26 protein-coding genes, 1 tRNA gene and 1 pseudogene are annotated in these 25,254 nt (G+C 60.8%); 10 read left to right on the forward strand and 18 right to left on the reverse strand.

The genetic code is table 11. From position 1 onward, the window contains the following. Positions 1-91: 91 nt before the first annotated feature. Positions 92-1,783, reverse strand: a complete 1,692-nt coding sequence (locus tag HMPREF3162_RS03310) for an AMP-binding protein (RefSeq protein WP_070776913.1) — start codon at positions 1,781-1,783, stop codon at positions 92-94. 142 nt (positions 1,784-1,925) lie between these two features. On the opposite strand from HMPREF3162_RS03310, the gene HMPREF3162_RS03315 reads away from it, so the two are divergent. From HMPREF3162_RS03315 to HMPREF3162_RS03350, 8 genes are all read left to right on the forward strand, one after another. Next, the gene (locus tag HMPREF3162_RS03315) at positions 1,926-2,744 is read left to right on the forward strand and encodes a ribokinase (protein WP_070776914.1); all 819 of its coding nucleotides are present in this window, start codon (positions 1,926-1,928) and stop codon (positions 2,742-2,744) included. 143 nt (positions 2,745-2,887) lie between these two features. Further along, positions 2,888-4,141, forward strand: a complete 1,254-nt coding sequence (locus HMPREF3162_RS03320) for an inorganic phosphate transporter (protein WP_070776915.1) — start codon at positions 2,888-2,890, stop codon at positions 4,139-4,141. Then, entirely contained in the window at positions 4,138-4,470 is a 333-nt protein-coding gene (locus HMPREF3162_RS03325) for a peptidase (protein ID WP_070776916.1), read from the forward strand. Before HMPREF3162_RS03320 ends, HMPREF3162_RS03325 begins: the two co-directional genes overlap by 4 nt. 50 nt (positions 4,471-4,520) lie before the next feature. Beyond that, positions 4,521-5,315 carry a DsbA family protein gene (locus HMPREF3162_RS03330; RefSeq protein WP_070776917.1) on the forward strand — a complete coding sequence of 265 codons (795 nt, stop codon included), beginning with the start codon at positions 4,521-4,523 and terminating at the stop codon, positions 5,313-5,315. Then, positions 5,312-6,124 carry a cytochrome c biogenesis CcdA family protein gene (locus tag HMPREF3162_RS03335; protein ID WP_070776918.1) on the forward strand — a complete coding sequence of 271 codons (813 nt, stop codon included), beginning with the start codon at positions 5,312-5,314 and terminating at the stop codon, positions 6,122-6,124. The genes HMPREF3162_RS03330 and HMPREF3162_RS03335 overlap by 4 nt, the downstream gene beginning before the upstream one ends. 78 nt (positions 6,125-6,202) lie before the next feature. Further along, a tRNA-Ala gene (locus HMPREF3162_RS03340) sits at positions 6,203-6,275 on the forward strand. Positions 6,276-6,574: 299 nt separating this feature from the next. Next, positions 6,575-7,594 carry an alcohol dehydrogenase AdhP gene (gene adhP, locus HMPREF3162_RS03345; RefSeq protein WP_070776919.1) on the forward strand — a complete coding sequence of 340 codons (1,020 nt, stop codon included), beginning with the start codon at positions 6,575-6,577 and terminating at the stop codon, positions 7,592-7,594. Between the two features lie 88 nt (positions 7,595-7,682). Beyond that, entirely contained in the window at positions 7,683-7,904 is a 222-nt protein-coding gene (locus HMPREF3162_RS03350) for a hypothetical protein (protein ID WP_070776920.1), read from the forward strand. A gap of 102 nt (positions 7,905-8,006) precedes the next feature. Here the strand turns inward: HMPREF3162_RS03350 and HMPREF3162_RS03355 are convergent, their stop codons facing one another. From HMPREF3162_RS03355 to HMPREF3162_RS03370, 4 genes are read right to left on the reverse strand one after another with little or no spacing between them, the layout of a single operon-like run. Continuing rightward, entirely contained in the window at positions 8,007-8,927 is a 921-nt protein-coding gene (locus HMPREF3162_RS03355) for a metal ABC transporter permease (protein WP_070776921.1), read from the reverse strand. Then, positions 8,924-9,880, reverse strand: coding sequence for a metal ABC transporter permease (locus HMPREF3162_RS03360; RefSeq protein WP_070776922.1), 957 nt, complete (start codon positions 9,878-9,880; stop codon positions 8,924-8,926). Before HMPREF3162_RS03360 ends, HMPREF3162_RS03355 begins: the two co-directional genes overlap by 4 nt. Then, on the reverse strand, positions 9,867-10,655 hold the full coding sequence (locus HMPREF3162_RS03365; RefSeq protein ID WP_070776923.1) for a metal ABC transporter ATP-binding protein: 789 nt from the start codon (positions 10,653-10,655) through the stop codon (positions 9,867-9,869). The genes HMPREF3162_RS03360 and HMPREF3162_RS03365 overlap by 14 nt, the downstream gene beginning before the upstream one ends. An 11-nt stretch (positions 10,656-10,666) precedes the next feature. Continuing rightward, entirely contained in the window at positions 10,667-11,605 is a 939-nt protein-coding gene (locus HMPREF3162_RS03370) for a metal ABC transporter substrate-binding protein (protein ID WP_070572915.1), read from the reverse strand. A gap of 188 nt (positions 11,606-11,793) precedes the next feature. Between HMPREF3162_RS03370 and HMPREF3162_RS03375 the strand changes: the two genes are divergently transcribed. Both HMPREF3162_RS03375 and HMPREF3162_RS03380 read left to right on the forward strand, forming a co-directional pair. After that, positions 11,794-12,654 carry an alpha/beta fold hydrolase gene (locus HMPREF3162_RS03375; RefSeq protein ID WP_070776924.1) on the forward strand — a complete coding sequence of 287 codons (861 nt, stop codon included), beginning with the start codon at positions 11,794-11,796 and terminating at the stop codon, positions 12,652-12,654. A gap of 29 nt (positions 12,655-12,683) precedes the next feature. Next, positions 12,684-12,968 carry an antibiotic biosynthesis monooxygenase family protein gene (locus HMPREF3162_RS03380; RefSeq protein WP_070572918.1) on the forward strand — a complete coding sequence of 95 codons (285 nt, stop codon included), beginning with the start codon at positions 12,684-12,686 and terminating at the stop codon, positions 12,966-12,968. Between the two features lie 144 nt (positions 12,969-13,112). On the opposite strand, the gene HMPREF3162_RS03385 is transcribed toward HMPREF3162_RS03380, so the two are convergent. The 13 genes and pseudogenes from HMPREF3162_RS03385 to proB all read right to left on the reverse strand — a co-directional run bounded on the left by HMPREF3162_RS03385 (position 13,113) and on the right by proB (position 25,254). Continuing rightward, on the reverse strand, positions 13,113-13,505 hold the full coding sequence (locus tag HMPREF3162_RS03385) for a cation:proton antiporter (protein WP_070572920.1): 393 nt from the start codon (positions 13,503-13,505) through the stop codon (positions 13,113-13,115). Then, on the reverse strand, positions 13,505-13,765 hold the full coding sequence (locus HMPREF3162_RS03390) for a monovalent cation/H+ antiporter complex subunit F (protein ID WP_070572922.1): 261 nt from the start codon (positions 13,763-13,765) through the stop codon (positions 13,505-13,507). The genes HMPREF3162_RS03385 and HMPREF3162_RS03390 overlap by 1 nt, the downstream gene beginning before the upstream one ends. After that, complete coding sequence (locus HMPREF3162_RS03395) at positions 13,762-14,127, reverse strand: Na+/H+ antiporter subunit E (protein WP_371089256.1); 366 nt, start codon at positions 14,125-14,127, stop codon at positions 13,762-13,764. The genes HMPREF3162_RS03390 and HMPREF3162_RS03395 overlap by 4 nt, the downstream gene beginning before the upstream one ends. Further along, positions 14,124-15,650 carry a proton-conducting transporter transmembrane domain-containing protein gene (locus HMPREF3162_RS03400; protein WP_070572925.1) on the reverse strand — a complete coding sequence of 509 codons (1,527 nt, stop codon included), beginning with the start codon at positions 15,648-15,650 and terminating at the stop codon, positions 14,124-14,126. Before HMPREF3162_RS03400 ends, HMPREF3162_RS03395 begins: the two co-directional genes overlap by 4 nt. 77 nt (positions 15,651-15,727) lie before the next feature. Then, positions 15,728-16,054, reverse strand: a pseudogene (locus HMPREF3162_RS03405) (sodium:proton antiporter); the annotation flags it as partial. Next, positions 16,051-19,116, reverse strand: a complete 3,066-nt coding sequence (locus tag HMPREF3162_RS03410) for a DUF4040 family protein (protein WP_070572929.1) — start codon at positions 19,114-19,116, stop codon at positions 16,051-16,053. The gene HMPREF3162_RS03410 and the pseudogene HMPREF3162_RS03405, both read right to left, overlap by 4 nt. Positions 19,117-19,215: 99 nt before the next feature. Further along, positions 19,216-20,385: a glycosyltransferase family 4 protein gene (locus tag HMPREF3162_RS03415; protein ID WP_070572931.1), complete on the reverse strand. Its 1,170-nt coding sequence runs from the start codon at positions 20,383-20,385 to the stop codon at positions 19,216-19,218. 97 nt (positions 20,386-20,482) lie between these two features. After that, positions 20,483-20,863, reverse strand: coding sequence for a ribosome silencing factor (gene rsfS / locus HMPREF3162_RS03420; RefSeq protein ID WP_070572933.1), 381 nt, complete (start codon positions 20,861-20,863; stop codon positions 20,483-20,485). Positions 20,864-20,877: 14 nt separating this feature from the next. After that, entirely contained in the window at positions 20,878-21,990 is a 1,113-nt protein-coding gene (locus HMPREF3162_RS03425) for a hypothetical protein (protein ID WP_070572934.1), read from the reverse strand. Beyond that, the gene (gene nadD, locus HMPREF3162_RS03430) at positions 21,983-22,591 is read right to left on the reverse strand and encodes a nicotinate-nucleotide adenylyltransferase (protein ID WP_370919374.1); all 609 of its coding nucleotides are present in this window, start codon (positions 22,589-22,591) and stop codon (positions 21,983-21,985) included. Before nadD ends, HMPREF3162_RS03425 begins: the two co-directional genes overlap by 8 nt. Beyond that, positions 22,591-22,743, reverse strand: coding sequence for a hypothetical protein (locus tag HMPREF3162_RS11775; protein ID WP_176745864.1), 153 nt, complete (start codon positions 22,741-22,743; stop codon positions 22,591-22,593). Before HMPREF3162_RS11775 ends, nadD begins: the two co-directional genes overlap by 1 nt. 83 nt (positions 22,744-22,826) lie before the next feature. Then, positions 22,827-24,116 carry a glutamate-5-semialdehyde dehydrogenase gene (locus HMPREF3162_RS03435; protein WP_070572936.1) on the reverse strand — a complete coding sequence of 430 codons (1,290 nt, stop codon included), beginning with the start codon at positions 24,114-24,116 and terminating at the stop codon, positions 22,827-22,829. A 1-nt stretch (position 24,117) separates the two neighbouring features. Next, positions 24,118-25,254, reverse strand: coding sequence for a glutamate 5-kinase (proB, locus tag HMPREF3162_RS03440; RefSeq protein WP_070572938.1), 1,137 nt, complete (start codon positions 25,252-25,254; stop codon positions 24,118-24,120).

Here is a 25,254-nt window from a genome sequence, read left to right on the forward strand (position 1 = left end):
GGGCCGCAGACACCCAGTCTGCGGCCCTCACCTATGGCTGTTTTCAGGGCACCGCACCGGAAAGTGGGACTCCCAGCCTGCGGCGCGGCGATCAACCTGCAGAGACGATCTCCGCTCCTTCCGCGCGCAGCTCGACCTTGCGGATCTTGCCGGAAACGGTCATCGGGAACGACTCCCTGACCTCGACGTAGCGCGGGATCTTGTAGTGGGCCAATTTGCCCTGGGCGAATTCGCGAACGTCATCAGCTGTCAGCGTCTCTTCTCCTTCGCGGAGAATCACCCAGGCCATAAGCTCTTCGCCGTACTTGGGGTCGGGAACGCCGACCACCTGCACATCGCGAATAGACGGGTGGGTGTACAGGAACTCTTCGATCTCACGCGGGTAGACGTTTTCGCCGCCGCGAATAACCATGTCCTTGATCCGACCGGATATGTCGAGATAGCCGGCTTCGCTCACGATCCCAAGGTCTCCGGTGTGCATCCAGCCATCGGGATCGAGCACCTCGGCAGTTTTGTCCGGCTGGTTCCAGTAGCCCTTCATAACGCAGTAGCCGCGAGTGCATACCTCCCCCTTCTGGCCTCTAGGCAGAGTCTCCCCCGTCACCGGGTCGACGACCTTGACTTCCGTGTGCGGCATAACGGTGCCCACGGTTTCGGTACGAGCTTCAAGCGAGTCGTCGACCCGCGTCATGGTGGACACGGGTGCGGTCTCCGTCATCCCGTAGCAGATCGCCACTTCAGACATATTCATTCGGCCGATGACGGCCCGCATGACTTCAACGGGGCACGTGGATCCTGCCATGACGCCGGTGCGCAGCGTCGACAGATCATAGTCTTCAAAGTTCGGCAGTTCGAGTTCGGCGATGAACATTGTCGGCACACCGTAGAGCGAGGTCGCCTTCGTCTTCTCAACTGCGCTCAGGGCTGCGCTCGGATCGAATCCTGCGCTGGGAATCACCGCCGTGCTTCCATGGCTGAAGGCTGCGAGAATGCCGATGACCATCCCGAAGCAGTGGAAGAACGGCACGGGAAGAACAACCGTGTCCTTTTCGGTGTAGGCCAGGTTCTCCCCAATGAGAAAGCCGTTGTTGAGAATGTTGTGATGTGTCAGAGTCACACCCTTCGGAAAACCGGTTGTTCCCGAGGTGTACTGCAGGTTTATCGGCTCATCACAGTTGAGGGTGTCTGTGATCTGGCGGATGCGAGTGCGGATCTTGGCCCCGTCGTCAGCCAACAGCCTCTCCCCTGTTTCGAGGAGGGCGGAGAAGCGGCTTTCCGCGTTGATGTCCTGCTGCCGCATAGGGGTGGCAGTCTGCTCCTGCGATGTGTCAACGTAGACCACCGACAGGTTCTCGAGCTTCGCAGCGACCGCGCTTGTCACTTCGACGAAGTCGATGTGAGGCGGTGCAGCCACCTGACTGATGAGCATCGAGGCTCCGGAGTGTTCGAGGATGAACTCCAGTTCGTGCTCCCGGTAGGCGGGGTTGATGTTGACGATGATGACGCCGAGCTTGGCGGCCGCGTACATTGTCAAAACCCATTCGGGAATATTCTGGGCGAAGATGCCAAGCCGGTCGCCCTTCTTGAGCCCTCGGTCCATAAGAGCGGCGGCCAAGCGGTCTGTGTCACGCTCAAGTTCCGCGTAGGTCCACGAACGGCCTGTGGGAAGGTCGAGAAGTGCTTGTGCATCCGGGGCCTGTGCTGTCTGCACGGCAAAATGGCCGGCGATGGTGTCGCCGATAAGCCCTGCCGAAGCAGGGCCGGATGAATACGATAGGGTCACGGCTCTGTGCTCCTTGCTGTTGTTTTCACACGCCTGTGTGCGATGAAAATCACTTTGCCATAAACGAGCTTTGGTTTCTACAAACACAGCAGCTTCTGCAGACACCACCTACCACCAGGACTTTCACGCCTATTATGGAGGCATGGGCAAAGTCATAGTCCTCGGATCGATCAACATCGACACGGTCATCCGCACACCCCGCTACCCTCGCTTGGGCGAAACGCTCATGGCAAACAGCGTGCGCACCATGCCGGGAGGAAAGGGGGCCAACCAAGCAGTTGCGGCCAACCGCGCCGGTGCTGAAACACTGTTTCTCTCGTGCGTGGGATCAGACGCCCAGGGCGCCTTCTACCGCAAACACCTCGAGGCTTCGGGACTGGACACGAATTTTGTGCGGACAACCGCGGGGCCGACGGGCTCAGCGACGATCATCGTCGAAGATGCGGGCAACAATGCGATCCTCTTCGATCCCGGTGCCAATGCAGCTGTCGGCGAACCGGAAATCGAGACCATCCTCAACCTGGCACAGCCGGGCGATGTTCTGTCAATCGTTTTGGAAATCCAGGACCAGACGGCCCTGCGCGCTCTTGCTGTGGCTCAAGAGCGCGGTGTCACTACCCTGCTCAACCCCTCCCCCTGGACGCCTGCCGCTCAGAGCCTCGCCGATTCAGCCGACATCGTGATCGTCAACGAACAGGAATCTGCCCGGCTCAACCGAGTCGACGAAAGGGTCTGCATAACATTCGGCGCTCAGGGCGCCCTGTGGCGCGGCGTCCACGCTCCCGCACGCCGTATTGAGGCGGTCGACAGCACCGGCGCAGGCGACACTTTCGCCGGAACACTGGCCGCGGCGGTTGCGCGAGAGCTTTCAACGGAAGAGGCCCTGCAGACAGCGACAGCAGCGGCGACACGAGTCTGCGAACACGACGGCGCGCAGGACTGGAAAACGCTGGATTCCTGAGATTTTCCCCTGCGTTCATTTCGCGTTAACGTAAGCCTTGTCATCTTTCGGTTCCACACCGACCCTCGTCCGGCCGAGCGCGCTCTGCGGGAACGGGTCCCTCGCCAAGCGGAGCCGACCTCGCACATAAGCGGAAGCAGACAGTGGATTTCGTCCTACTCATCGTCGTTCTCGTCATCGCCTTGGCGCTGTTCTTCGATTTCACCAACGGCTTTCACGACACGGCAAACGCCATGGCCACCCCGATTGCGACAGGTGCTCTCAAGCCGAAAACGGCGGTGGGACTCGCCGCAATTCTCAACCTCATCGGAGCTCTCCTGTCGACGGAGGTGGCAAAGACTGTTTCCGGCGGCATCATCAACGAAGAGCAGATAGGCGGGCAGCTGTTCCCCTCCCTCATATTTGCAGGGCTCATCGGCGCTATCTGCTGGAACATGCTGACCTGGCTTTTGGGACTGCCTTCGAGCTCATCTCACGCTCTTTTCGGGGGCCTGATCGGAGCGACGATAGTCGGCATCGGATTCACCGCCGTCAACGTAGGGGGCGTTCTCTCCAAAATCGTTCTGCCCGCAATCCTGTCGCCCCTGACGGCTGCCATCATCGCTTTTGTCGCAACCAAAGTTGCCTACGGCGTGACTCGCCGCTATGACAAAAAGCCATCGGGCCGCGATGGGTTCCGGTGGGGCCAGATCCTCACCTCCAGTCTTGTTGCTCTGGCACACGGCACGAACGATGCGCAGAAGACGATGGGCGTCATCACCCTTGTTCTCATTGCAGTCGGGTGGCAGTCGGCTGAGGACCACGACCCTCAAATCTGGGTAGTGCTGGCCTGTGCTTTCACGATTGCGCTCGGCACCTACATGGGCGGTTGGCGAATCATCCACACGCTCGGCAAGGGGCTCACCCAGGTGCGCCCTGCGCAGGGATTTGCTGCTGAGTCCTCCACCGCGGCGACGATTCTCGCGTCGTCTGCTCTCGGCTTTGCGCTGTCGACGACTCAGGTGGCATCCGGTTCTGTGATCGGCTCCGGAATGGGCAGACGCGGTTCGACCGTGAAATGGTCGATGGCGGGCAAAATTGTGCTCGGCTGGCTCGTCACGCTTCCGGCAGCGGGGCTCATCGGAGCGGCCGCAGCGCTGTTCGTTGTACTTCTGGGCAATTTGGGCCTGGTGCTTGACTTCATTGCCGCCACTGCGACGGTGCTCGGGCTCTATCTCTACTCAAAGCGCGGCAGCAGCGGCCCAGACCAAGCGCTTTCCCACGATGTCGCCGATGCTGGCTACGCTGTGGATGTTGAGCGCGATCTCCCGCCAACCCCACGGCAAGCACGCGCTCAGGAGCGCCGCCGCGTCGAACAGGCGAACAGCGATGATGACAACGGAAAGGCACAGCTGTGATCACAATTGACTGGGGCGCGTTCCTTCTGGTGTTCATCTCGGCTTTGGCTGCGGCGGTATTTCTCGTGGGCTTCTACGCCCTCGGTCTGCGCCTGCTGGTCGCGGGCGGCAAACCGCCGGTGGTTCATCCCGCAGAGTTCCCGGACGCCATCACTGTGATGTCGCCCAAGCAGATCCGCAAGGCTGAAAAGAAGGCCGCAAAAGCCGCCAAGAAGGTCCCTCTGTCACCCGAGGCCCAGAGACTGGTGCTTCTGGGCGCCTATTCATGTTTCGCCCTGTGCGCGGCAGTCATCGTCTTCGGCGTTCTTCTTCTGCTGGTATTCCGCTGATCTTCGAGCCTAGTCAAGAATCTGCACTGTTCAGACGCTAGGGTGAGGCCATGGTCGATCACTCCTCTCACCGCAGCGAGAAGGCCCGCAGCCGCACGGTGTACATCATCATCGCCATTGTCGCGGTCGTCGCTTTCACTGCAGTTGTCGCAATTGCCCAGCTCACATCGAACAACACCAAGTCTTCCGGGGAGGATTCCGCACAGCACGGTTCGTCCTCAGCTGGGTCATCCGCCGACGACAGCGCGAGCAAGGACTCGTCGACACCCGGCGAGGAGGGCGAATGGGTCCGCCGGGACGCAGATGACTCCGCGGCCATCGGAAATGTCGACGCCCCGGTCGTCATCACTGAGTGGACGGACCCCCGCTGCCCGTTCTGCGCTCATTTCCACACCGAAATCCTTCCAGAGCTGCAGAAGAAGTACGTTGACTCCGGAAAAGTGCGCTTCGAATTCATAACCGTCGCGTTCTTCGGCGAGCAGTCCGCGGCAGCTGGTGCAGCCATGGAAGCCGCGGGCAAACAGGGCAAGTACAGCGAGTACTCGGATGCCCTCTATGCGGCCGCGCCCGACAAGGGCCACCCCGATCTTCCCGAAGAGACCCTCGTGAAGTTCGCCGAAACCGCCGGCGTGAGCGACATCGAGCGGTTTCGCACAGACATGAACGATTCCGTGCTTATCGACGCAGTCAGCAGCGCAACTGCCGAAGCACAGCAGCAGTACGGAATTCCGGCTGTGCCGTTCTTCGCATCTTCCGACGGTGAAAGCGCACTGCGGGGCGCTCAGCCAGTCGAAAACTTCTCTGAGTTCATAGACGAACAGCTGGAGAAGGCCGGGGTCGAATGAGTCTGGGCCTGCTTGGAGCTTTTGCAGGCGGGGTCCTTACGCTTCTGAGTCCCTGCTCTGCGATGCTCCTGCCTGCATTCTTCTCTTACGCCTTCACCTCACCCAAGGAACTGCTGGGTCGGACATTCATCTTCTACCTGGGTCTGGTCACTACGCTCGTTCCCCTGGGTATTCTGGCTGGGTCGGTCGGCGCGTTCGTCACCGTGCATCGGGACGCTGTCGTAGCCATCGCCGCAGTCGTCATCAGCATCATGGGCGTTCTCACAGCACTCAACATCAACCTGCCGTTTATGCCCTCCGGGGTGCAGAGCGCGGGACGGTCATCCGCTTCGGTCTACCTGCTCGGTGCAGTCTACGGGGTCGCCGGTGTGTGCGCCGGTCCCATTCTCGGCGCCGTTCTGACTGTCGCTGCAGCGAGTGCCTCGGCACTGTGGGGCGGTCTGATTCTGGTGTTCTTCGCAGCCGGCATGGCTTTTCCGCTCGTGCTCCTTTCAGTGCTGTGGACGCGTCTGCCCGTCGTGCAGAGGATCGTGCGCCCTCGACCGGTTTCTTTCGGGCCGATCACAACCACGTGGACGAATCTGATCGGCGGCCTGCTCATGGTCGCACTGGCAGCACTCCTGTTCTTCACCAGCGGTACGGCCGAATTGTCCGGCTTTCTCGGGGCAGGTGCTCAGGCACGCATTGAAGGGTGGGTTCTGCAGAACTCGTCTGCTGGCGTCGAACTCGTGATTCTCGGCGTCATCGCCGCTGTGGGCGGTCTCATTACACTGTTTGCGCTGAAGAACCGCGGAAAGCGCGATGAGTGAGCTCAGGCCTCAGCAACACTGATTTTGCATTGGCAGGGCACATGGTCTAAGATAGTTCCTGTTGCCCAGACGGGTTCTGGGGGATTGGCGCAGTTGGTAGCGCGTCTCCATGGCATGGAGAAGGTCAGGGGTTCGAATCCCCTATCCTCCACTCGAGAAGCTTTGAGACAGCACTCGTAACAGGCCTCCGGTTGTCCCGGAGGCTTTTTCATTCCCGCTTTTGCCGATCCTGCACCGGCTAAGCGGCAGTCCCCTCTATACCGGCTTCCGTCGCACCATCGCGCAATGCGCATCACTCCCCATGCAGTTCACTGCGATGACAACATCCTGATTCTTCTCTCAAACCCCTAGGCATATGCGCATTCATCTATAAGACTGGTGCCTGCGGCTAGATCCGCCTGACCCGAAGTAAACAATGACGTTCACCATCGGATGAGTTAGGAAGTTTCCATGTCAACGATGAAAGCAGCTGTTGCCGAACAGTTCGGCCACAACCTCAATGTTACCGATTCCAATCTGCCCGAACCCGGCGAGCACCAGGCGCTGGTGAAGCTCATAGCCTCCGGTGTCTGCCACACGGACCTTCACGCTATGGAAGGTGACTGGCCGGTCAAGCCCAGCCCGCCCTTCATTCCCGGTCACGAGGGCGTCGGCATCGTCGAGAAGCTCGGTCCCGGCGAACACACCGTGAATGTCGGCGACACGGTCGGCAACGCCTGGCTGTGGAGCGCATGCGGCCACTGCGAGCACTGCCGTCAGGGTTGGGAAACGCTGTGCGAGCAGCAGGAAAACGGCGGCTATTCCGTCAACGGCTCCTTTGGTCAGTACATGCTCGTCGACACCCGCTACGCCCCGGTCATTCCCGAAGGATCGGACCCCCAAGAGGTCGCACCCGTGCTCTGTGCAGGTGTGACCGTCTACAAGGGCCTCAAGATGACCGAGGCTCGCCCCGGCCAGTGGGTTGTCATCTCCGGCATCGGCGGTCTGGGACACATCGCTGTCCAGTACGCGGTCGCCATGGGCCTGCGCGTGGTCGCAGTAGACATTGCCGAAGACAAGCTGGCCCTGGCTCAGAAGCATGGTGCTGAAATCATCGTCAATGCTTTGACAGAAGATCCCGCACAGGCCATTCAGGACAAGATCGGCGGTGCCCACGGAGTGCTTGTCACCGCCGTCCACGAGCAGGCTTTCAGTCAGGCGATCGGCATGTCCCGCCGCGGCGGAACCATTGTCTTCAACGGTCTGCCGCCGGGCGAGTTCTCCGTGTCGATCTTCAACGTCGTCCTGGCTGGTCTGACCATCCGCGGTTCGATCGTCGGCACGCGTCAGGACATGGTCGAAGCTCTCGACTTCTATGCCGCGGGCAAGATCAAGCCGACGTACTCCACACGCCGCCTTGAGGAGATCAACGACGTCTTCCAGGAGATGCGCGACGGCAAGATCGAAGGTCGCGTGGTCATCGAATACTGATGACTCCCCTGCCGCCGTCAGCGGCAGCCGACGTTCACGAGGCGGAGCTTGGCTCCGCCTCGTGAACCCAATTGAAAGGAGGTGCACCATGACTACTAAAGCCAATATCGGCTTCTGGCTATCGTTGGCAGCCTTCATCGTACTGTTCGGCGCATTCATTGCATCGGGGACCATTTCAGGAATGGAACGCGATGCGAATATCTACGGCGGGCCGTCCGAGCTGATCTTTCCCATCTCCGGAATCGGAGCACTCATTGCCGCCGCAATCGCCGCAATCTTTGCAGTGAAGGGCCGCTCCTCCAAAAACTGAGGATAACAACAGCCAACCCTCACGAGGCGGAACTCACGTTCCGCCTCGTGTTCTGTTTAGAGACTGCCGCAGAAAAGGAGACCGGAAAACTCGACTCTCTGCTCAACGCCCGGAAAGCTTAGAGCCAGCACTCATGGAAACCGCGGCTCGTCCGGAGCTTCGTACCTTTGCCCTTGCTCTCGAGCGGATCTTCACAAACGCCACGGCGCTGACAAGCAGCACACCGCTGACAGCCGCCATGAGCGGAGCTGTGGGCAGGTCGAACACATAGGCCGTCCAGAAGCCCGCCACCGCGCTGATGACAGCAATGACGAGGCTCAGTGCGATGACGACCGGCAGACGATTGCCGAACAGGACCGCAACCGCCGGCGGCACCACAACGAGCGCGACGACGAGAATAGCGCCCGCGGCATTGAACGCCACCACGACAGTTACGGCCACGAGAGCCATGAGCGTGTAGTCAACCGTCCTAACAGGCAGACCCATGGTGCGAGCCAGAACCGGATCGAAAGTCGCCAGGGACAGCACCCTGTAGGTGCAGGCGATGAAAATCGCCGTGACAGCGAAGACACCAAGAAGCATGAGCGCCGTCTGCGGACCGAGGTTCACTCCCCTGACAAGCACGTGTTCACTCGGCAGAGCCATAAGGTTCAGATCACCCGTCAGCACGGTGTCCTCGCAGATGTGCACCGACTTCAGGCTCGTGGACAGAAGAATCACACCACCGGCGAAAAGAGCGGGAAAAATGAGCCCCTGATCGGCGCCTCGTGCTATCAGTCCGGTCCGGCGCAGCCATTCAGATCCGAGCACCACGGTCATGCCCATGGCCGAAGCGGCTGCAATCATCCACGGCGAATGGGTTGTGCCCGACACAATCGCCCCGATGACAACACCGGGCAGAACAGCGTGAGACATCGCGTCAACGAGCATTGACTGGCGCCGAAGCACCAAGAACACCCCCGGCAGAGCACATGTCACCGCGGTGGTAACAGCCAAAAACACGGTCGCCGCTGCAATGCTCATCTGCCCTCACCTCCCACAGCAGCCAACCGGACTGCATTCCGCCGGGCACGCACGGCCCTGCCGATAACCGAGCGCCGCGGGGCAAAAAGAACCGACACGAGGAAAACTGTGAAGAGCACCAACACCACAATCGGGCCTGTCGGCACTCGCCCGAAGCTGACAGCGGCATAGGACCCGACGGCGCCGGCAGCGCCGCCGATCGAACCTGCGAGCATCACCATAGATCTGAGGCTTCCCGTCCACTGGCGGGCAGATGCTGCCGGCATAATCGCAAACGCCACCATGAGGATGAGCCCCACTGACTTCACGCCGATGACGACGGCAACTGTTGTCGCCACCCCCAGTATTGGCCCGAGCACAGCTGACCGATAGCCCAGGGTGTGGGCAAAGACCGGATCGAAGGTGAACAGCCCAAAAGCACGCCAGCCGATGATGACCGTCAGCAGCGCCGCACCGCCGCACACCGCGATCACAAGCAGGTCTTCGTGCGTTGTGGTTGCGGCATTGCCGAAGATATACGTTTCAATGCCCCCACGGCCAGGCAGCGACGACAGCGACGCCGAGCGCAGCAGCACGATACCGCTGCCGTAGAACAAAGCGAGAACTCCGGCCATGGCTGCATCTGAGCCCAGGCGGGTGCCGCTGATCCAATTCACGGCAAACGCCGCAAGAGACGAGGAAATCACCGCGCCGATCGTCAGAGTCACCATCGACCTGCCTGGCACGCCAAGTACGGCAACCGCGATCACAAAGGCCGCAGCAACGCCGAAGACCGCCGAGTGCCCGATGACATCGGCGATGAGAGCCTGCCGGCGGAGATACAGAAAACAGCCCATCGCACCCGAGAAGGACCCCACGAGAACAGTTCCGATGAGCATGGTGCGGAACGTGTAGTTCAGCAGAAGCTCACTCGGTGCGACGAAACCCGCGGCCAGCAGATCAGCGGTCTCCACTGGCGCCGCCCTCCGCTGTGATGATGGTCCCGAAACCGTAGACCGAGCTGAATTCCCGACTTACGAGCACCTCGTCAACAGGCCCGCTGAGCACACAGCGGCCCTTGTTCAAAACGGCGGCGCGAGTGCAGAAATCGCGGACTGTCGTCAGGTCGTGGTGGACAACAACGACTGTCTTGCCGGATGCGCGCAGCTGGCGAATGACCTCGAGGACGACTTTTTCGCTCGACGCGTCGATGCCCGCCAGAGGTTCGTCGAGGAGAAACAGGCCGGGGTCCTGTGCGAGGATGCGGGCCATAAAGGTTCGCTGCTTCTGCCCGCCGGAGAGTTCAGAAATCTGCTGTCGTTCGAGATCCGCAATCCCCATGGTGTTCAGAGCTTCATCAACCCGCTGACGCCGGCTGGCGTTGATGCGGCCGAACAGCCCGACTTCGCCATACAGGCCCATCGTGACGACATCGCGCACTGTTGCCGGGAAATCCCAGTCGATATCCGCAGATTGGGGCATGTAACCCACGTGCCTGCGCATCTGCGAAAGCGGCCCACCGAAGAACTGCACCGTACCCGCCAGGGGTTTGAGCAGTCCCAGTGCTGCTTTCAGAAAAGTCGACTTGCCTGCACCGTTGGGGCCCATGATGGCAAGCACTTCCCCAACGGGAGCCGCGAGATCAACGCCGTCAAGTGCGAGCTTGTCGTGATATGCGGCTGTCAGTCCGCGCGCTTCCAACGCTGGGGCTCCCGCAATGGGTTTAGCTTCCCGAGCTCTGTTTGCCATCGATGCTCCGTTCAGCTCAGGGCTTCTGCAATTGCATTTGCGTTGTGTTCAAAAACACCGAGATACGTGTCAAGCGGGGCGGATTCGCCCAGTGAGTCTGCGTAGAGCTCCTTATCGGAGATCTCGACCTCCCACCCCTTCGCTTTGACCGCCTGCTTGAGGTGTTTGATCGCCTCTGGGCTCTTCAGGTTGTCCTGGAAGATGACCGGCACCTTGTGGTCGGCAATCGTCTTTGCAAGTTCATCAATCTCGGCAGCCGACATTTCGGATTCGGATGACACGAAGTCTGTTGCGTAGATTTCCATGTCGTAGGTCTTGCCCAGGTAGTTGAACGCGTCGTGTCCGGTCACAAGGACGCGATTCTCTTTGGGAATCCGCTCGAGCTTTTCTTTCGCATCCGCCGCAACTGCATCGATTTTCTTGTTGTACTCTTCCGCGTTAGTCGTGTACTGATCCGCGTTTTCGGGGTCGATCTCACCGATCTTCTCTGCCGAGGCCTGCACAACCTGCTTCCACAGGTCGGGTGAGTTCCACACGTGCGGGTCATGGCCTTCGATCTTGCCGTCCTCTTCCCACGGCAGCAGCTCAGATTCGTCAAGCTGTCCAGCCGCGGCAAGCTGCTTGTCGCCGAGCTTGTCCAGCTGATCCATCATCTGGTGCTCCATGTCGCGGCTGGTCCACAGCACGACGTCGGCTGAATCGAGCTTCTCGGTGTCGCGAGTGGTCAGAGGCTGAGTGTGTGGGTCTCCCCCGGGCTTGACGAGCACGGTGACATCGGCGTCGGGGGCGATGTTCCTTGCCGCGTCCCCCAAGTAGCCGGTGGTGGCAACGATGCTGAGCTGCCCCTCTTCACCGTTGCCCGTCGTGGAGGGGGCACAACCTACCGCACTCATTGCCAGTACCGCACCTGCGATGCCCGCCATTGCGCGCTTGAACCCGAGTCGCTTCATTTTCTGCCTTTCGTTGCCGCGAATCCCGCATATATTAAGTTAGCTTAACACACATTAGGATAACCTAATGCCACGAACAAATAAGTGTCTGTTTATGCAGATCCGACCTGAGTCGAGCGCTCCCAAAACTCACGAGGCGGAGCCTGAGCTCCGCCTGGTGATCTGTTTCCGGGGACTACAGTTGGCATATGGCACTCGAGCACACACAGGTCGCCCTCCAACTGCCCTCGGGGCAGGCACAAGCACACATCTGGACTACCGGCACGCCGTCACAGCGACAGCCGCTGCTGTTCATCCACGGCTTTAGAGGTGACCACCACGGCCTGCAGTTCATTGCCGAAAACATCAAAGGTCGGCAGTCTTTCATTCCCGATCTGCCTGGCTTTGGTCAGACTCCTCCCCTGCCTGGCAAGCAGACGCTTGAGACCTACACGTCGTTTGTGCGTGGTCTTGCCGACTGGATTGAAGATCAGACAGGCGAGCAGCCCATTTTGGTGGGCCATTCCTTTGGTTCGATCGTGGCGGCGAATGCTGCGGCTGACGCGGGAGCGTCCACACCCCTCGTGCTCATCAATCCGATCGTCAGCCTGCCCGACCGAGGACCGGGCCGTCTGCTCACAGTGACGGTCGACAATTACTACCGCATTGCCGAAGCCGCTCCAGAGAAAGTCGGCAATTTCCTGCTGAAGAACCGACCGACGGTGCGGCTCATGAGCGAAGCCATGGCCACCAGCCGCGACCGTGACACACGTCGTTTCATCCACGATCAACACCAGCAGCACTTCAGCAGCTTCAGCGACCGAAAATCCCTGGCTGATGCCTACCGAGTATCGACCCACCACACGGTCCGCGAGGTGGAGAAGCAGCTGACCATGCCCGTGTTGGTCATCAGCGGCAGGGCGGACGCGATCGCTTCACCTAGGGCCACTCATGAGTTCGTCAAACGCCTGCCGAACATCGAACACCATGAGTTTCCTCGCGTAGGGCATTTGGTGCACTACGAAAGACCGGCCGAGACGGCTCATCACATTGAAGACTGGCTAGACTGAAACCACACGTCCAGACATCAGGAGGAACCATGTCGGTTGTGAAAATCAATGTTCTGTCAGTGCCTGAAGCACAGGGCGAAGAGCTCGAAGCTCGGTTCGCAAAACGCGCACACAGCGTCGACCAGGCCCCGGGCTTTGAAGGCTTCCAGATGCTTCGGCCCACAGCGGGCACCGAGTCCTACTACATCGTTACCCAGTGGGACTCAGAAGAGTCTTTCCAGGCGTGGGCAGCACAGCGCACGCACCGCAGCCCCAATGAAGCCCTGTCCAAACAAGAGGGCCTGCTGGAATTCGAAGTCGTCGAATTCGACTGACCTTCGATCAGGTCGAAACCAGGCAAAGCCGGTGACCGCAGTGTGCGGTCACCGGCTTTGTCATATGCGTCCCGCCAAAAAGCTGGCAGATCGAGGCGAGGCTGCCAGCTTCGGCGGGGTTGCCATCTTCAAGGAGAAACGAACTCAGTCGTAGGGGTTGAATTCATCAACATCGGCCGCGTCACGCAGACGCCCGGGCTCAGCGAGCCGGTTGACCACAGTCTTGCGGCTGACCGGCGAACCTGACACGTATACCGCACGCGACAGCACATTCGACGCAACACTCGACACAATGATCAGCGAAAGAAAAGCGAGGATCGCCATGAACAGGTGCAGGAACCTAAAGCCCTCCGTGCTGAGCGTAAACACGTAGGCTGCCGCCAGAATCATCGGCATGGCAAGTCCCGTGCCCGGCGAGAAAACATTGATGCGGCTGAGGGCATCGCGCGCCCGGAACATGGCGATGACGGTGCCCAACAGGATGAGGCTTCCCCCGATCCCGAAGATGCCCACGAGAACGACAGCGAGCGTTTCCATCAGCGATGCCCCCTGGTGAGAATACGCGACAGAGCAATCGTCGACAGAATGCCCAACAGCGAAGCCAAGAAGATGACGTCCAGCAGAATGGACAGGTTCACCAGCATCGCTATGAACACCAGAATGCCGATTGCACAGAAGTACACGAGGTCGCCGATGATCGCCCGGGAACCGCTTTCCTTAGCGGTGAGAACGCGAATCAGACCCAGAACGATCGTGCAGGCGAGAATCGCAATGCATACCCAAATGATGACAGTCACTGCTGGTCACTCTTTCGCGGAGGAACTTCGCCGCGCAGGGCCTTGAGCAGCCTGTCCTCCATGTCATAGAGGCCTTCGAGCACATCCTGTTCGGACTCACCGAAAAGAGAGTGGACGAACAGAGTCGGCGGAGTCTTGGAAGTGCCGTACGCGGTCGCGACCACAAGTGTGCCGGGTGTGATCGTGATCGACTGAGCCATCGACGTGATTTCGAAGTCGGTAACACAGCGCAACGGCAGCTGCACGATCATGGGGTTTCCATACGGTGTGCGCCACAGATTCGATATGACATCCCACGTGCCCGACAGGATCTCCTTGAAAATCCACAGAGCGTAGGCGAACAGGCGCAGAGGCTTCATCATCGTCCCAGCACCGCCTCGATATAGGGAGTGTAGTCAAGCATGGATTCGGCGGCCGAGTTCGTAACCTCCGCAAGAGCACCCGCACCGACGAACAGGGCAACGGACACAGCGATGAGCGAAGCGCCCGGGGCCAACAGCTTAGAGGGGATGCGCACATCGGCGGGCAGATCTGTCAGGGCGGCCCTGCCGGTGCTCGAAGAGTCCGGACGGTAGCTGCTCATTGCTCCACCCCAGAAAGTGTTGCGCCACATGCGCTGCAGAGCCAGCACCGTAATGCAGGCGCCGAGCACAATGACCCCGATGAAGACGAATCCCAACGGTGCGGGATTCTCCGCGGCAGAGCGCACAATGCCGAGCTTGCCCCACAGTCCCGATGTCGGAGGCAGGCCGACAAGGGAAAGCAGACCCAGAACATAGAACACGGCGGTCCAGCGGTCGCGAAAAGCAAGGCCCGATAGGCGCCGGAATGCCCCGGTTCCGTAGGTCTGCTCAATAGCCCCGGTCAACAGCAGCAGACCGGCCATCGTAATGATGTGGTGAACCATGTAGAACATACCCGCCGACAGCGATGCGACAGTCAGCAGAGAAGCACCGATGAGAATATGGCCAACGCCGTCGGTCATCATAAAGGCCAGCACATTGCGCATGCGGTTGATGCCCCACGCCGACAGCGTTGCTGTCAGAATCGTGACAACGGCGACAATCGCCAAAGGGATCTGCCAGGAGTTCGCAGACCCATAGGCCACGGTGTAGATGCGGTAGATGCCGTAGAGGCCTACCTTCGTATGCAGGGCCGAGAACAGGGCCATCATGCCTGCCGAGGTGTCGGGATAGGACCGAACCAGCCAGCCGTGCACGGGAACAAAGCCGGACTTAATGCCGAGTGCCGTAACGACGATGGCCAAGCCCAGTCCACCCTGGGCTGTGATGTCGCCGTTCATTCCCATCTGAGCGAGCACAGCGATGTTGACAGTCCCCAGAGCGGCGTAGACAAAGCCGACGCCCATCACCAACAGCGTGGAGGTCAGCAGGTTGACCATGACGAACATGCGGCCGATGCCCAGACGCTTCCACGTGCCGGTCACAGCGATGAGTGCGTAGCTGGGAAGCACCATCACTTCGACCATCACGAAGAAGTTGAAGAGGTCCCCGGTGAGAAACGCGCCGGTGACACCGGCCATCATCATGAGCACGAGCGACGGCAGGAAGCGGTACTGGTCTTCGCCGGTCACAACGAGGAACCAGCAGCACACCACCGCGGCAAGCGAAGTGACGAGCACCATGAGCGCTGCGAACGCGTCGACCACAAATGGGATTGCCAATCCGCCTTCGTAAGCGCCGACGTTTTCGGCGTAGACGCTGCCGTCGATCGTGGCTATGAGCATGTAAACAGCCGCTGCCGCATTGATCAGCGGAATGCCGAGCAGCGCGACCACATTGAGCACACGATGACGGATAAGAACCGTCAGCGCGGTGCCGAACAGCGGCAGGCCGACAAGAACGGTGAGAAGAGCAGCGCTCATGATTCGCCCTCCCGCAGTCCCTGTTTGACCTCGGCGAGAGCTGAGTCGCTCAGCAGTTCGTCCTCAGAAACATCGCCCTCGCGGATTTCACCGGTTTCGGGAAACACCTTCTGGTCATCATCGTGTCCAAGAACTGCCAGGGCGAGCATAAAGATAGTAACGGCCAGGGTGATGACAATGGCTGTGAGCACAAACGCCTGCGGCAGAGGGTCGGCCGCATCAGCCGGAAGGGAGCGACCGCCCAGTGGTTCGTGACGCCAAGCCGATACACCGGAGGCAAGCAGTGCGAAGTTCGCGGCGTGGGAGACCATCGCCAAACCGAAGACGGCCCGCACCATCGACCGCTGCAGCATGAGATAGACCCCGCCGGCGGTCAGGATTCCGATGGTGATCGAAAGAATCACTGTCGGCCTCCGTTCTTCTGGTCTGTTTTCTTCTGTTCGGCGATTCCCAGGCGCCTTCCGCCCCGCAGACGCTGCGCGGCTGTCGGCCTCTGTGCGCGAACTGCCTCAAGCGGACCGGAAAGCTCACCGTGGACCATTTCATCGGTGCGTTCGCGGGTGCGCTCGAAGTCGACATCGCGGTGCATGCGCCCACCGGCGAGGATGTCCGAGCCAGCAGGCGTAAAGGCCGAATCGGAGGTTCCGAGCAGGTTGAACGACACGAGAATCAGTCCGACCACGGCCAGGTAGACGCCCACGTCGAAGATGATCGATGTGGTCCAGTGCTGCCCGGCGAAGTATCCGTGGGCCGGCTCGAGGAACGAACCGGTCATGCCCAGGTTGAGGAAGCCGGTCAGCACAGCAGTCATGATGCCGCCGCCGATGAGGTACAGCGGCAGACGCGGCGGTCCGATTGCGCGGTCGCCCGAGGTCGCCATGTAGGCAAGCCCGATGATGGCCGAACCGACCAGCGCGGCAATGAAGCCTCCGCCGGGCTCGTTGTGGCCGCGCATGAAGATGATGAACGAAGTGATAGCGAGAATCGGTGCTGCAAACTTGAACGTCAAACGCAGCGCAACGAGATTGGGCCAGGCTTCGAATACTGCACGGTGGGCGACGGTTCCCTTGGGCCGGACGGCGACCCACGGTTTGCGCGGAACTTCTGCGATTTCAGACGCCGGCGGGTCAATGTAGCGGTCGCGAACCGATGACATGACGGCGACAATCGCAATGCCCGCCATGCCGAGCACCGTGAGTTCGCCCAGCGTGTCCAGCGCGCGGAACTCCACGAGGATGGTATTGACGATGTTGTCCCCGCCGGAGATCTCAGGAGCTTCGTGCAGATACTTCATGGCGATCTCGGAGCGTTCGCGCCGGCCTGACACAAGGAACGTCACGAGCCCCATAGCGCCGCCGATGATCACTGCGAATACCGCACGACTGAACTGCTTGCGCTTAGGGTAGCGCCAAAAAGTCTTGGGCAGCTTCTGCAGAACAAGCATGAACACGATGATCGTCATCGCTTCAACGAGCAGCTGCGTCAGCGTGACATCGGGAGCTCCAAGGGCCATGAGCTGCACTGTGGCAAGAATGCCGACTGCTGAAAGCGAGATGGTGGCCGTCAGACGCGAACGGGCCATGCAGACCGACAGAACCGCGAACCCGATGACGAGCATGAGGACGACGTCCATCGTGCGGTTGAGGTTCTTCTGCAGGGGCGGCACTCCCCCGGTGGCATACACGGCGATCGCGCCGCCGTAGACGATGACGGCAACGAGCGTAAACGAAGCGGTGATGTGCGGCAGGGCTCGTTCAGAGCCGACAAGTCGGTTCAGAGCAACACCGCAGCGACGGAAGACTCCCTGAATGCCGCGCAGAACCTGGGCTGTCGTAATGGGCGGACCCGATTTGGCGAAAGCAGCGAACACTCTGCTGCGGAACGCTATGACAACAAGGCCCGCGATGATGATGACGATGCTGGCTGCGAGTTCAAGGTTGAAACCGTGCCACATGGACAGGTGAACATCCGCGGGAGCGCCCAGGGCAGAGGCCACACCGGGAGTGAGGAGCGTTTCGAGACTGCCCAGCGAGAACACGAGCGGCACCGATACGAGAATCGGCAAGGCCGCAAAAGTGAACATGATGGGATCAGACGAGCTGAGCTCGGACTTGTCAGCTTCCGGCCCGTCAATGAACGCGCCGAAGACAACCCGCACGCAGTAGGCGATAGTGAAAATCGATGCGAGAGCCGCCGCGACAAGTGCCGCCACACCCGCGGCAGACCCCGCGGAGAGAAGACCGGTGAAGATCGCTTCTTTAGACACAAAGCCCATCAGCGGCGGAATGCCGGCCATGGAAGCCGCACCGACAGCGGTGACGGCGAAGCTGAAAGGAGCGATGCGCACAAGCTTCGGGATTGAGCCGAAGACCCTGGTGTGTCCGATGTGGTCGATGACGCCGACCATCATGAACAGGCCGGACTTGAACAGCGCATGGGCAACAACGTGCAGCAGGCCGGCGGTCAGTGCAAGCGGGGTGCCAACACCCACTGCCGCCACAATGAGTCCCAACTGGCTGACTGTGGAAAACGCCATGAGCTTCTTGACATCGTCCTGCGTCAGCGCCAGCCAGCCGCCTACCGCCACCGTGACAAGGCCCACCGTGGTGAGCAGAACATTCCACACGAGAACATCGTGGAACGCGGGTGAAAAGCGAAACAGCAGGAAGATACCGGCCTTCACCACGGCGGCGGCATGCAGATAGGCGCTCACCGGTGTGGCGGCCGCCATCGCATCGGGCAGCCAGGCGTGGAACGGGAACTGAGCGGACTTGGTGAACGCTGCGACCGCCACCAAAACAGCCGCCGTCGGGGCAAGCCACGGAACATTGATCCACGCGCTGGAGGTCAAAGCCTCAGACACCGAGGTGGTGCCGGTTGCCATAGCGATGAGCGCGACCGCAGCCAGCAGCAGCACCCCACCGAAGAAAGTCATGAACATGGTGCGCAGAGACGGCGCCCACGCAGCGGGACCCGAACGGGCAATCAGCATGAACGAGGCCAACGACGTGACTTCCCAGCACACGAACAGCAGGAAGAGGTCATCTGCCAGGACGAGGCCCACCATGGCGAAAGTGAATGTCGCCATCAGCCAGTAGAAGCTTGTAGTGCGCCCCGGCGGGAAGTAGCGAGTTGAATAGAACAGCACGACCGCGCCGATGATAAGCGCGATATAGGTGAAGATGACGCCGAGCCCATCAGCCTGCAGCGCGGCACGAGCGCCCAACGACGGAACCCAGGCAACGGACCACGACGGGGTCTTCCCGGCCAAGACCGCGGCTGCGGCCGGAGTGAAGACAACCGCGGCGGCTATGTACGCCGCGCCGATGAACCAGCCGGAATTGCGTCCTAAGATCCGCGTGATCAGCGGTACGAGAACAACAACCGCACCCAACAGGCCAAGTGTCGATGCGAGTTCCACGTGGGCGCCTTTCATCATCGGCGAATCGGTAAAGGTCAGAGACATCCTAGCGGCGGGGGAACTCCATCACCAACCCGGCCAGGACAAACACCGGTCTTCGGGAAGGGTTTCACCGTCGCTGACCCCCTTCATTCGAGACCGTGTTCAAGCGCCCAGGCGAGACTGCCTCTTGCGTTCGGCGGTGACGATCGCGGCGAGCTTCCGCGCATGGGCTGTGGGGGCCGATTCTGCCGCCCGCTCCCCCGCCGCGCACGAAGCGGCCGTGACTGCCGCCCAGTCAGCGGTCAGAGCTTCGAGAGTGGCAGCCAGTCCCGCGGCATCCGTCGAAGAGGCGAGGACCGCCGCGTCTGCAAATTCCTCCGCAAGAACAGGATCACTCACAACAATTCCGCGAGATGCGGCACAGGCTTCGACCATGACCATCGGCTGGTTGTCAAAGCCCAGTGAAGTCTGCACAGCCAGGTGACTGCGCAGCAGAAGCTGCTCGACCTGTTCTTGAGGGATCGAGCCGATGCACCGAACGTTTACCGGGTGCCGAGCCAGGTCACCACCGGCGATTTCCAACAGAACCGGCACCTGCCGATCCAAAAGAATCTGCATGGCTTCCAGCGCAACTTCCAACCGCTTTTCGGGGGCAAAGCGACCAATCCATGCCAGACGCAGCGGAACTGAACGAGGCAGCGGCTGCGGTTGAGCTGTTCGCTTGGACGCATTTGACAGGACCACAACGTTCTGCGCGCCCGCGGCACGCAGCTTCTGAGCCTGATGTCCTGACGGCGAGAGCACAACATCAGCACGTCGAGCCATGGCCAGCGTCATCGACCGCAGCGCTGAATCAGCTGGACGGTCGGAAAGTTTCGCACGTGGGGCCTTCTGCCGAGTGAAGAGTCTGTAGAGACCGCGCAGGGCAGGTGCGGCCGGACCAGCGGCTTTCGGTGCACGCCAAAAAAAGGTGTGCACCGTGTGCAGGGTGACTATCCCCATCGCCGAGGCAGTTGTGACCGCTGCCGCGGCAAGACCGAATTCCGAATGCACAACAACCGCGTCCGGTGCGGCTGCTGCCAGTGTGCGCCGCATCCAGCGCTCCAACCCCCGGCCGAAGCGAAAGACCGGCAGTCCCGCGCCGGGAACGCGAACAGTGCCCGGCGGGTTTATGACTTCAACGGAGGGCAGATCTGCCACCAGCCGTGCACGCGGTGCCATAACAGCCACGCTGTGCCCGGCGTCGTGCAGGGCTTTGGCCTGCGCAACAAAGGCTGTCTGCGCGCCGCCCACATAATCCAGGTCGTAGTCACACACCAACAGGAATTTCATGAAACCGCCGATCTCAAAGCATCAGAGGCTGCCGAAGGTGCGTCGCACACGGCACTGCCCTGTGAGGCCGGGCCCGCGTGCGCACACGCGCAGCGGATCACTGTGAAGGCTGGGCTTCGAATTCGGGGAGTTCAATAGCTTCGCAGTCGCCCCACAGTTTGTCGAGACCGTAGTATTCCCTGTCGTCTTCGTGGAAGACATGCACAGTGATGTCACCGTAGTCGACAAGCACCCAACGATTCTCTCCCGTGCCCTCGCGCCGAATCGGCTTGACCTGGTGCTTGCGCAACAGCTGCTCTTCGATGTTGTCAACGACAGCGTGGACCTGCCGCTCGTTCGATGCTGATGCGATGACAAAGGCATCTGTGAGCACCAGATTGTCTGCGACGTCGATTGCGGTGATATCGGCTGCGAGTCGGTCGGATGCTGCTTGAGCTGCCGTGCGGGCCAGCTCTTTTGCCGTGTCAGTTGCGGGCACTGTGACCTTTCTGTTCAGAAGAGCATGATGAGGGCGACGATGATCAGGACGATGGCCACAAGGCCGCCGACCCCGAGGACAATATAGGGAAGCACAGAGGGGCGGTCGCCGACGAGGATTTCTCCGTCTCCGTATGTGACATCGCGGGCTTTCATGGGTCCAACCGGCGGGTTGTCGACCTCTTCGCCTTCGTCTGCCTGCAGAGTTTGGCTTTCTTCCGGCGAGATCTTCACCGATTCAAGCGGCATTGTCGCAGGACCCGAAGCCTCGTTGCGGAAGTCAGGGCTCGGCTGCTGTTTTTCAGTCGACGGCTGGTAGTTGACCCGTGTGCTGGTGCCGAGTGTGCTGGTGCCGAGATTCGCGATGTCCTTGGTCGCGGAGCCAGCAGTCGGAGCCGACGCGGCCGATACGACGGTGATTCCCGGATTGGTGGGCTTGACTACCGGTGCGCGGCGTTCGCGCGGCTTGCTCGCTGCCTGCCTGCGCGCCACCCAGTCGTCGGCCTTCGGGCTTTCGTTGGCCCTGTCAACAGCTCCGGAAATCTTCGGAGCTGTTTCGCCAAGCCGGTGAGCTTCTGCACTGGAGCTCGGCGCGTAGGCCCGAGTGACCGCTGGACTAGACGGTGCGACCGACGCGGGGGTCGTCCTCACCACGGGAGCCGAACCTTTGTCAGAGTATGCGCCCGGCTGCGGCTGTGCCGCCGGTTCTGCAAATGATGAGGTGTTAGTCCGCAGGCCCTGATCAGCATCGTCCTGATCTGCATAGACCGGTGTGGGGTTCAGCCCGTGATCGATCATGTACTGGCGGCGCTCGGCGCGCGTTTGGAAGTGCTGATCTTCGTGCTGGCCGAAGCGAGCCTCTGGAAGAGACGGAGCCTCGCTGCGTGCGGGCGCCGTGCCGGTGGTGGGCGTGCTGCCGCCCGCCCGCCAATTCGATTCGCGTTCGGAGTAGGGAGTCTCTGAGGCAGCGGACGCCTGCGGTTTGACGGTCAGCTTGGCAGGAGCCTGATAATCGCTACTATAGTCGTCATCTGGGACTTCCGCAGAGTGCTGTGCAGCAGCTTCAGCTTCCGCGGCACGACGTTCGGCTTCTCGCCGTTCGCGTCGGGTTAGGTACTGCTCAGCCAATTTCGCTCCTGTAGAGGTTGTGTTTTGCAATGTACTGCACGACGCCATCGGGAACGAGGTACCACACCGGGAAATCGTCACGAACCCGGTCGCGACAGTCAGTTGACGAGATTGCCAGAGCGGGAATCTGCAAGAGGCTCACGCCGTCCTTGGGCAGACCCTCTGACGACAGTTCGTGGCCCGGCCGACTGACGCCGACGAAATGGGCAAGTTCGAAAAGCTCGTCGACTTCTTTCCATGACAGGATCTGTGCAAGTGCATCGGCTCCCGTAATGAAGAACATCTCGGTGCCTTCACCGAGCTTCTCAGCGAGATCGCGCAGCGTGTCGATGGTGTAGGTGTTTCCTGGACGATCAACGTCAACACGGGAAACGGTGAAGCGCGGGTTGGACGCCGTGGCAATCACGGTCATGAGGTAGCGGTGCTCGGCATCGCTGACGTTTCGGCCGGTCTTCTGCCACGGGCGGCCAGTGGGGACGAAGATCACTTCGTCCAACCCGAACCGTGCCGCCACTTCGCTGGCGGCGACCAGGTGGCCGTTGTGGATGGGGTCAAATGTACCGCCCATCACCCCGACCCTGCGCGCTTCGTGGTTCATCATCAGTGGCGGTAGGAGATGCCCTTCCAACTGAGGGCGATGATGCCCGTGAACAACAGGATGCTCAGAGCGGTCACTCCGTACCAGATGGGCTCCATGGGAAGTTCGGCCCCTTCGTGCGCGTGTTCTGCAGCGGTAATGAGAATCTCGTTCACTTTTTCTCCTATAGGTAGGTGTACAGGGTCTGTTTGGGCACCACTTTACCCGTTGGCACGCGGTGCCGCTCGGCGTGTCGGGGTCAGCTGCGAATCTGCCCCGAACCGCGCATGACCCACTTAGAGGTGGTGAGCTCCGCAATGCCCATGGGCCCACGGGCATGGAGCTTCTGCGTAGAGATTCCGACCTCTGCTCCCAAACCGAACTCACCGCCGTCAGTGAATCTGGTAGACACATTGACTCCGACGACAGCGGAGTCGATTGCGTCAACGAAGACATCGGCATTGGCGATCGTGTTTGTGACGATGACGTCGGTGTGACCGGTTGAATAAGCCCGGATGTGCTCGATCGCCTCGTCGACGTCGGCCACAATGCGCACGGCGATCTCGAGGTCGTGATATTCCTTTGCCCAGTCGCGCCGGGTGACGCGGCGGATCCGGACGCCCTCTGGCGCGCATTCGGCGACATCAGAGCCGCCGTGGATGGCAACCCCCGCCTCGTTCAGGCGATACAGGATCTTCGGAAGCACACGACGGGCGGCCTTTTCGTGCACCAACAGCGTCTCCAGGGCATTGCACACGCTCGGTCGGTGGGTTTTCGCGTTGAGGACCAGGTCAGAGGCCATGCGCACACCCGCCGACGAGTCAATGAACATGTGAGTGTTCCCGGCGCCGGTTTCGATGACTGGCACGATCGAGTCGTGCACGACCCGCTGGATGAGATCGGGACCACCCCGCGGAATGAGCAGGTCGACGTAGTCGCGTGCTTTCATCAGCACCGCGGCGCCGTCACGGCCCCACGAGTCAATACTCGAGACTGTGTCTTTCGGCAGCCCCGCCGAAGCCACCGCTCTGCGCAGCAGTTCCACGAGGAGGGTATTGGCAGAAATCGCGGCCGAACCTCCGCGCAGGACCACCGCATTGCCCGCTTTGATTGCCAGAGCCGCAATGTCGACCGTGACATTGGGCCGAGCTTCGTAGATCGCGCCGATCACGCCCATGGGAACGCGCTTCTGCATGAGCTCAATGCCGTTCGGCAGAGTTCGACCGCTGATCAAGCTGCCGACCGGGTCCGACAGACCGATCACGTGCCGAACAGCTGCGGCAATGCTGCGCACCCGCTGCTCGTTCAGTTCAAGCCGGTCAAGCAGCGAATCGGACAAGCCGCGCTTCTTCCCCGTTTCGATGTCTTCCGCACTTGCCGCGACGATATCGTCGATGTTGTCTTCCAAGATCCGGGCTATCGCTTCGAGGGCCGCGTTCTTGTCTGCTGTAGACGCGGTCGACACAACAGCCGAGGCATTCTTGGCGGCCGCGGCGACGCGGGTGACTGCCCGCTCAGTTTTGCGGTCGATCTCAGGGGTTTCCGTCATGTCACACTGTCCCGTTCTTTGTCAACATCATGTCGTTTCGGTGAACGACTTCTCTTTGGAACGATACGCCGAAGCGGCGACCGAGTTCACTTTTGCTCAGGCCGAACATCTGAGGGAGTTCGTCCGCACTGAAGTTTGGAAGACCGCGGGCCAGTCGAGTGCCGCGCGGGTCGACGATGTCCACTGGCTCCCCCGCTTCAAAGCGGCCGGACACATCCACAACACCCGCGGCAAGCAGAGAGCTTCCGCCCTCGGTGAGGGCTTTCGCTGCACCAGCGTCAACGCGAATGGATCCGGCGGGCTCAGCAAGGTGTGCAAGCCACAGCAGCCGTGTCTGCCGTCTGGAATGGGTGGGACCAAAGTACGTTCCGACGTCCTGACCGCGAACCGCGGAGACGGCAAGGTCGAAGGACGTGAGGACGCTGGGGATGCCTGAATCTGCTGCGATCACTGCCGCCTGGACTTTTGTCGCCATGCCTCCTGTGCCGACAGCACTGCCGCTGCCACCTATTGTGAGCGAGGAGAGGTCGTCAGGACCGGCGACGAACGGTATCCGCACCGCCGACGGGTCTTCCGGGGGTGCCGACAGCAGGGACGGCACATCGGACAGCAGAACGAGCGCTTCGGCGTGAGCCATCTGCGCGACGAGAGCGGCAAGCCTGTCGTTGTCTCCGAAGCGAAGTTCGTCCGTTGCCACAGCGTCGTTTTCGTTCACAATCGGCAGAATGTTCATCGCCAGAAGACGGTTGATGGTGTTCTGGGCATTGCGATACGTGGAGCGGCGCACCATGTCATCGACTGTCAGGAGAACCTGTGCCGTCACCACTGCGTGCGCTGCGAGCTCTTCCGTATAGGCGGTCATGAGCAGACTCTGGCCGACAGCGGCCGCTGCCTGCAGGGTCGGGAGGTCCGAAGGGCGCTGATCGATTGGCATGGGACCAAGTCCTGTTGCGACCGCCCCGGAGGTTACGAGAATGACGTTCTTGCCGTCGTCGTGCAGCTTGCCGATGATCTCCGTCAGTTCGACGAGCCGATCGCGATTGAGTCCCCGTTCATCAGTAATCGACGATGAACCGACCTTGACGACGATTGTTTCGGCACGACGGACGGAGTCGCGCACTGCGGCTGCATCAGTCAC

Source organism: Brevibacterium sp. HMSC07C04 (genome assembly GCF_001815905.1).
GTDB lineage: Bacteria > Actinomycetota > Actinomycetes > Actinomycetales > Brevibacteriaceae > Brevibacterium.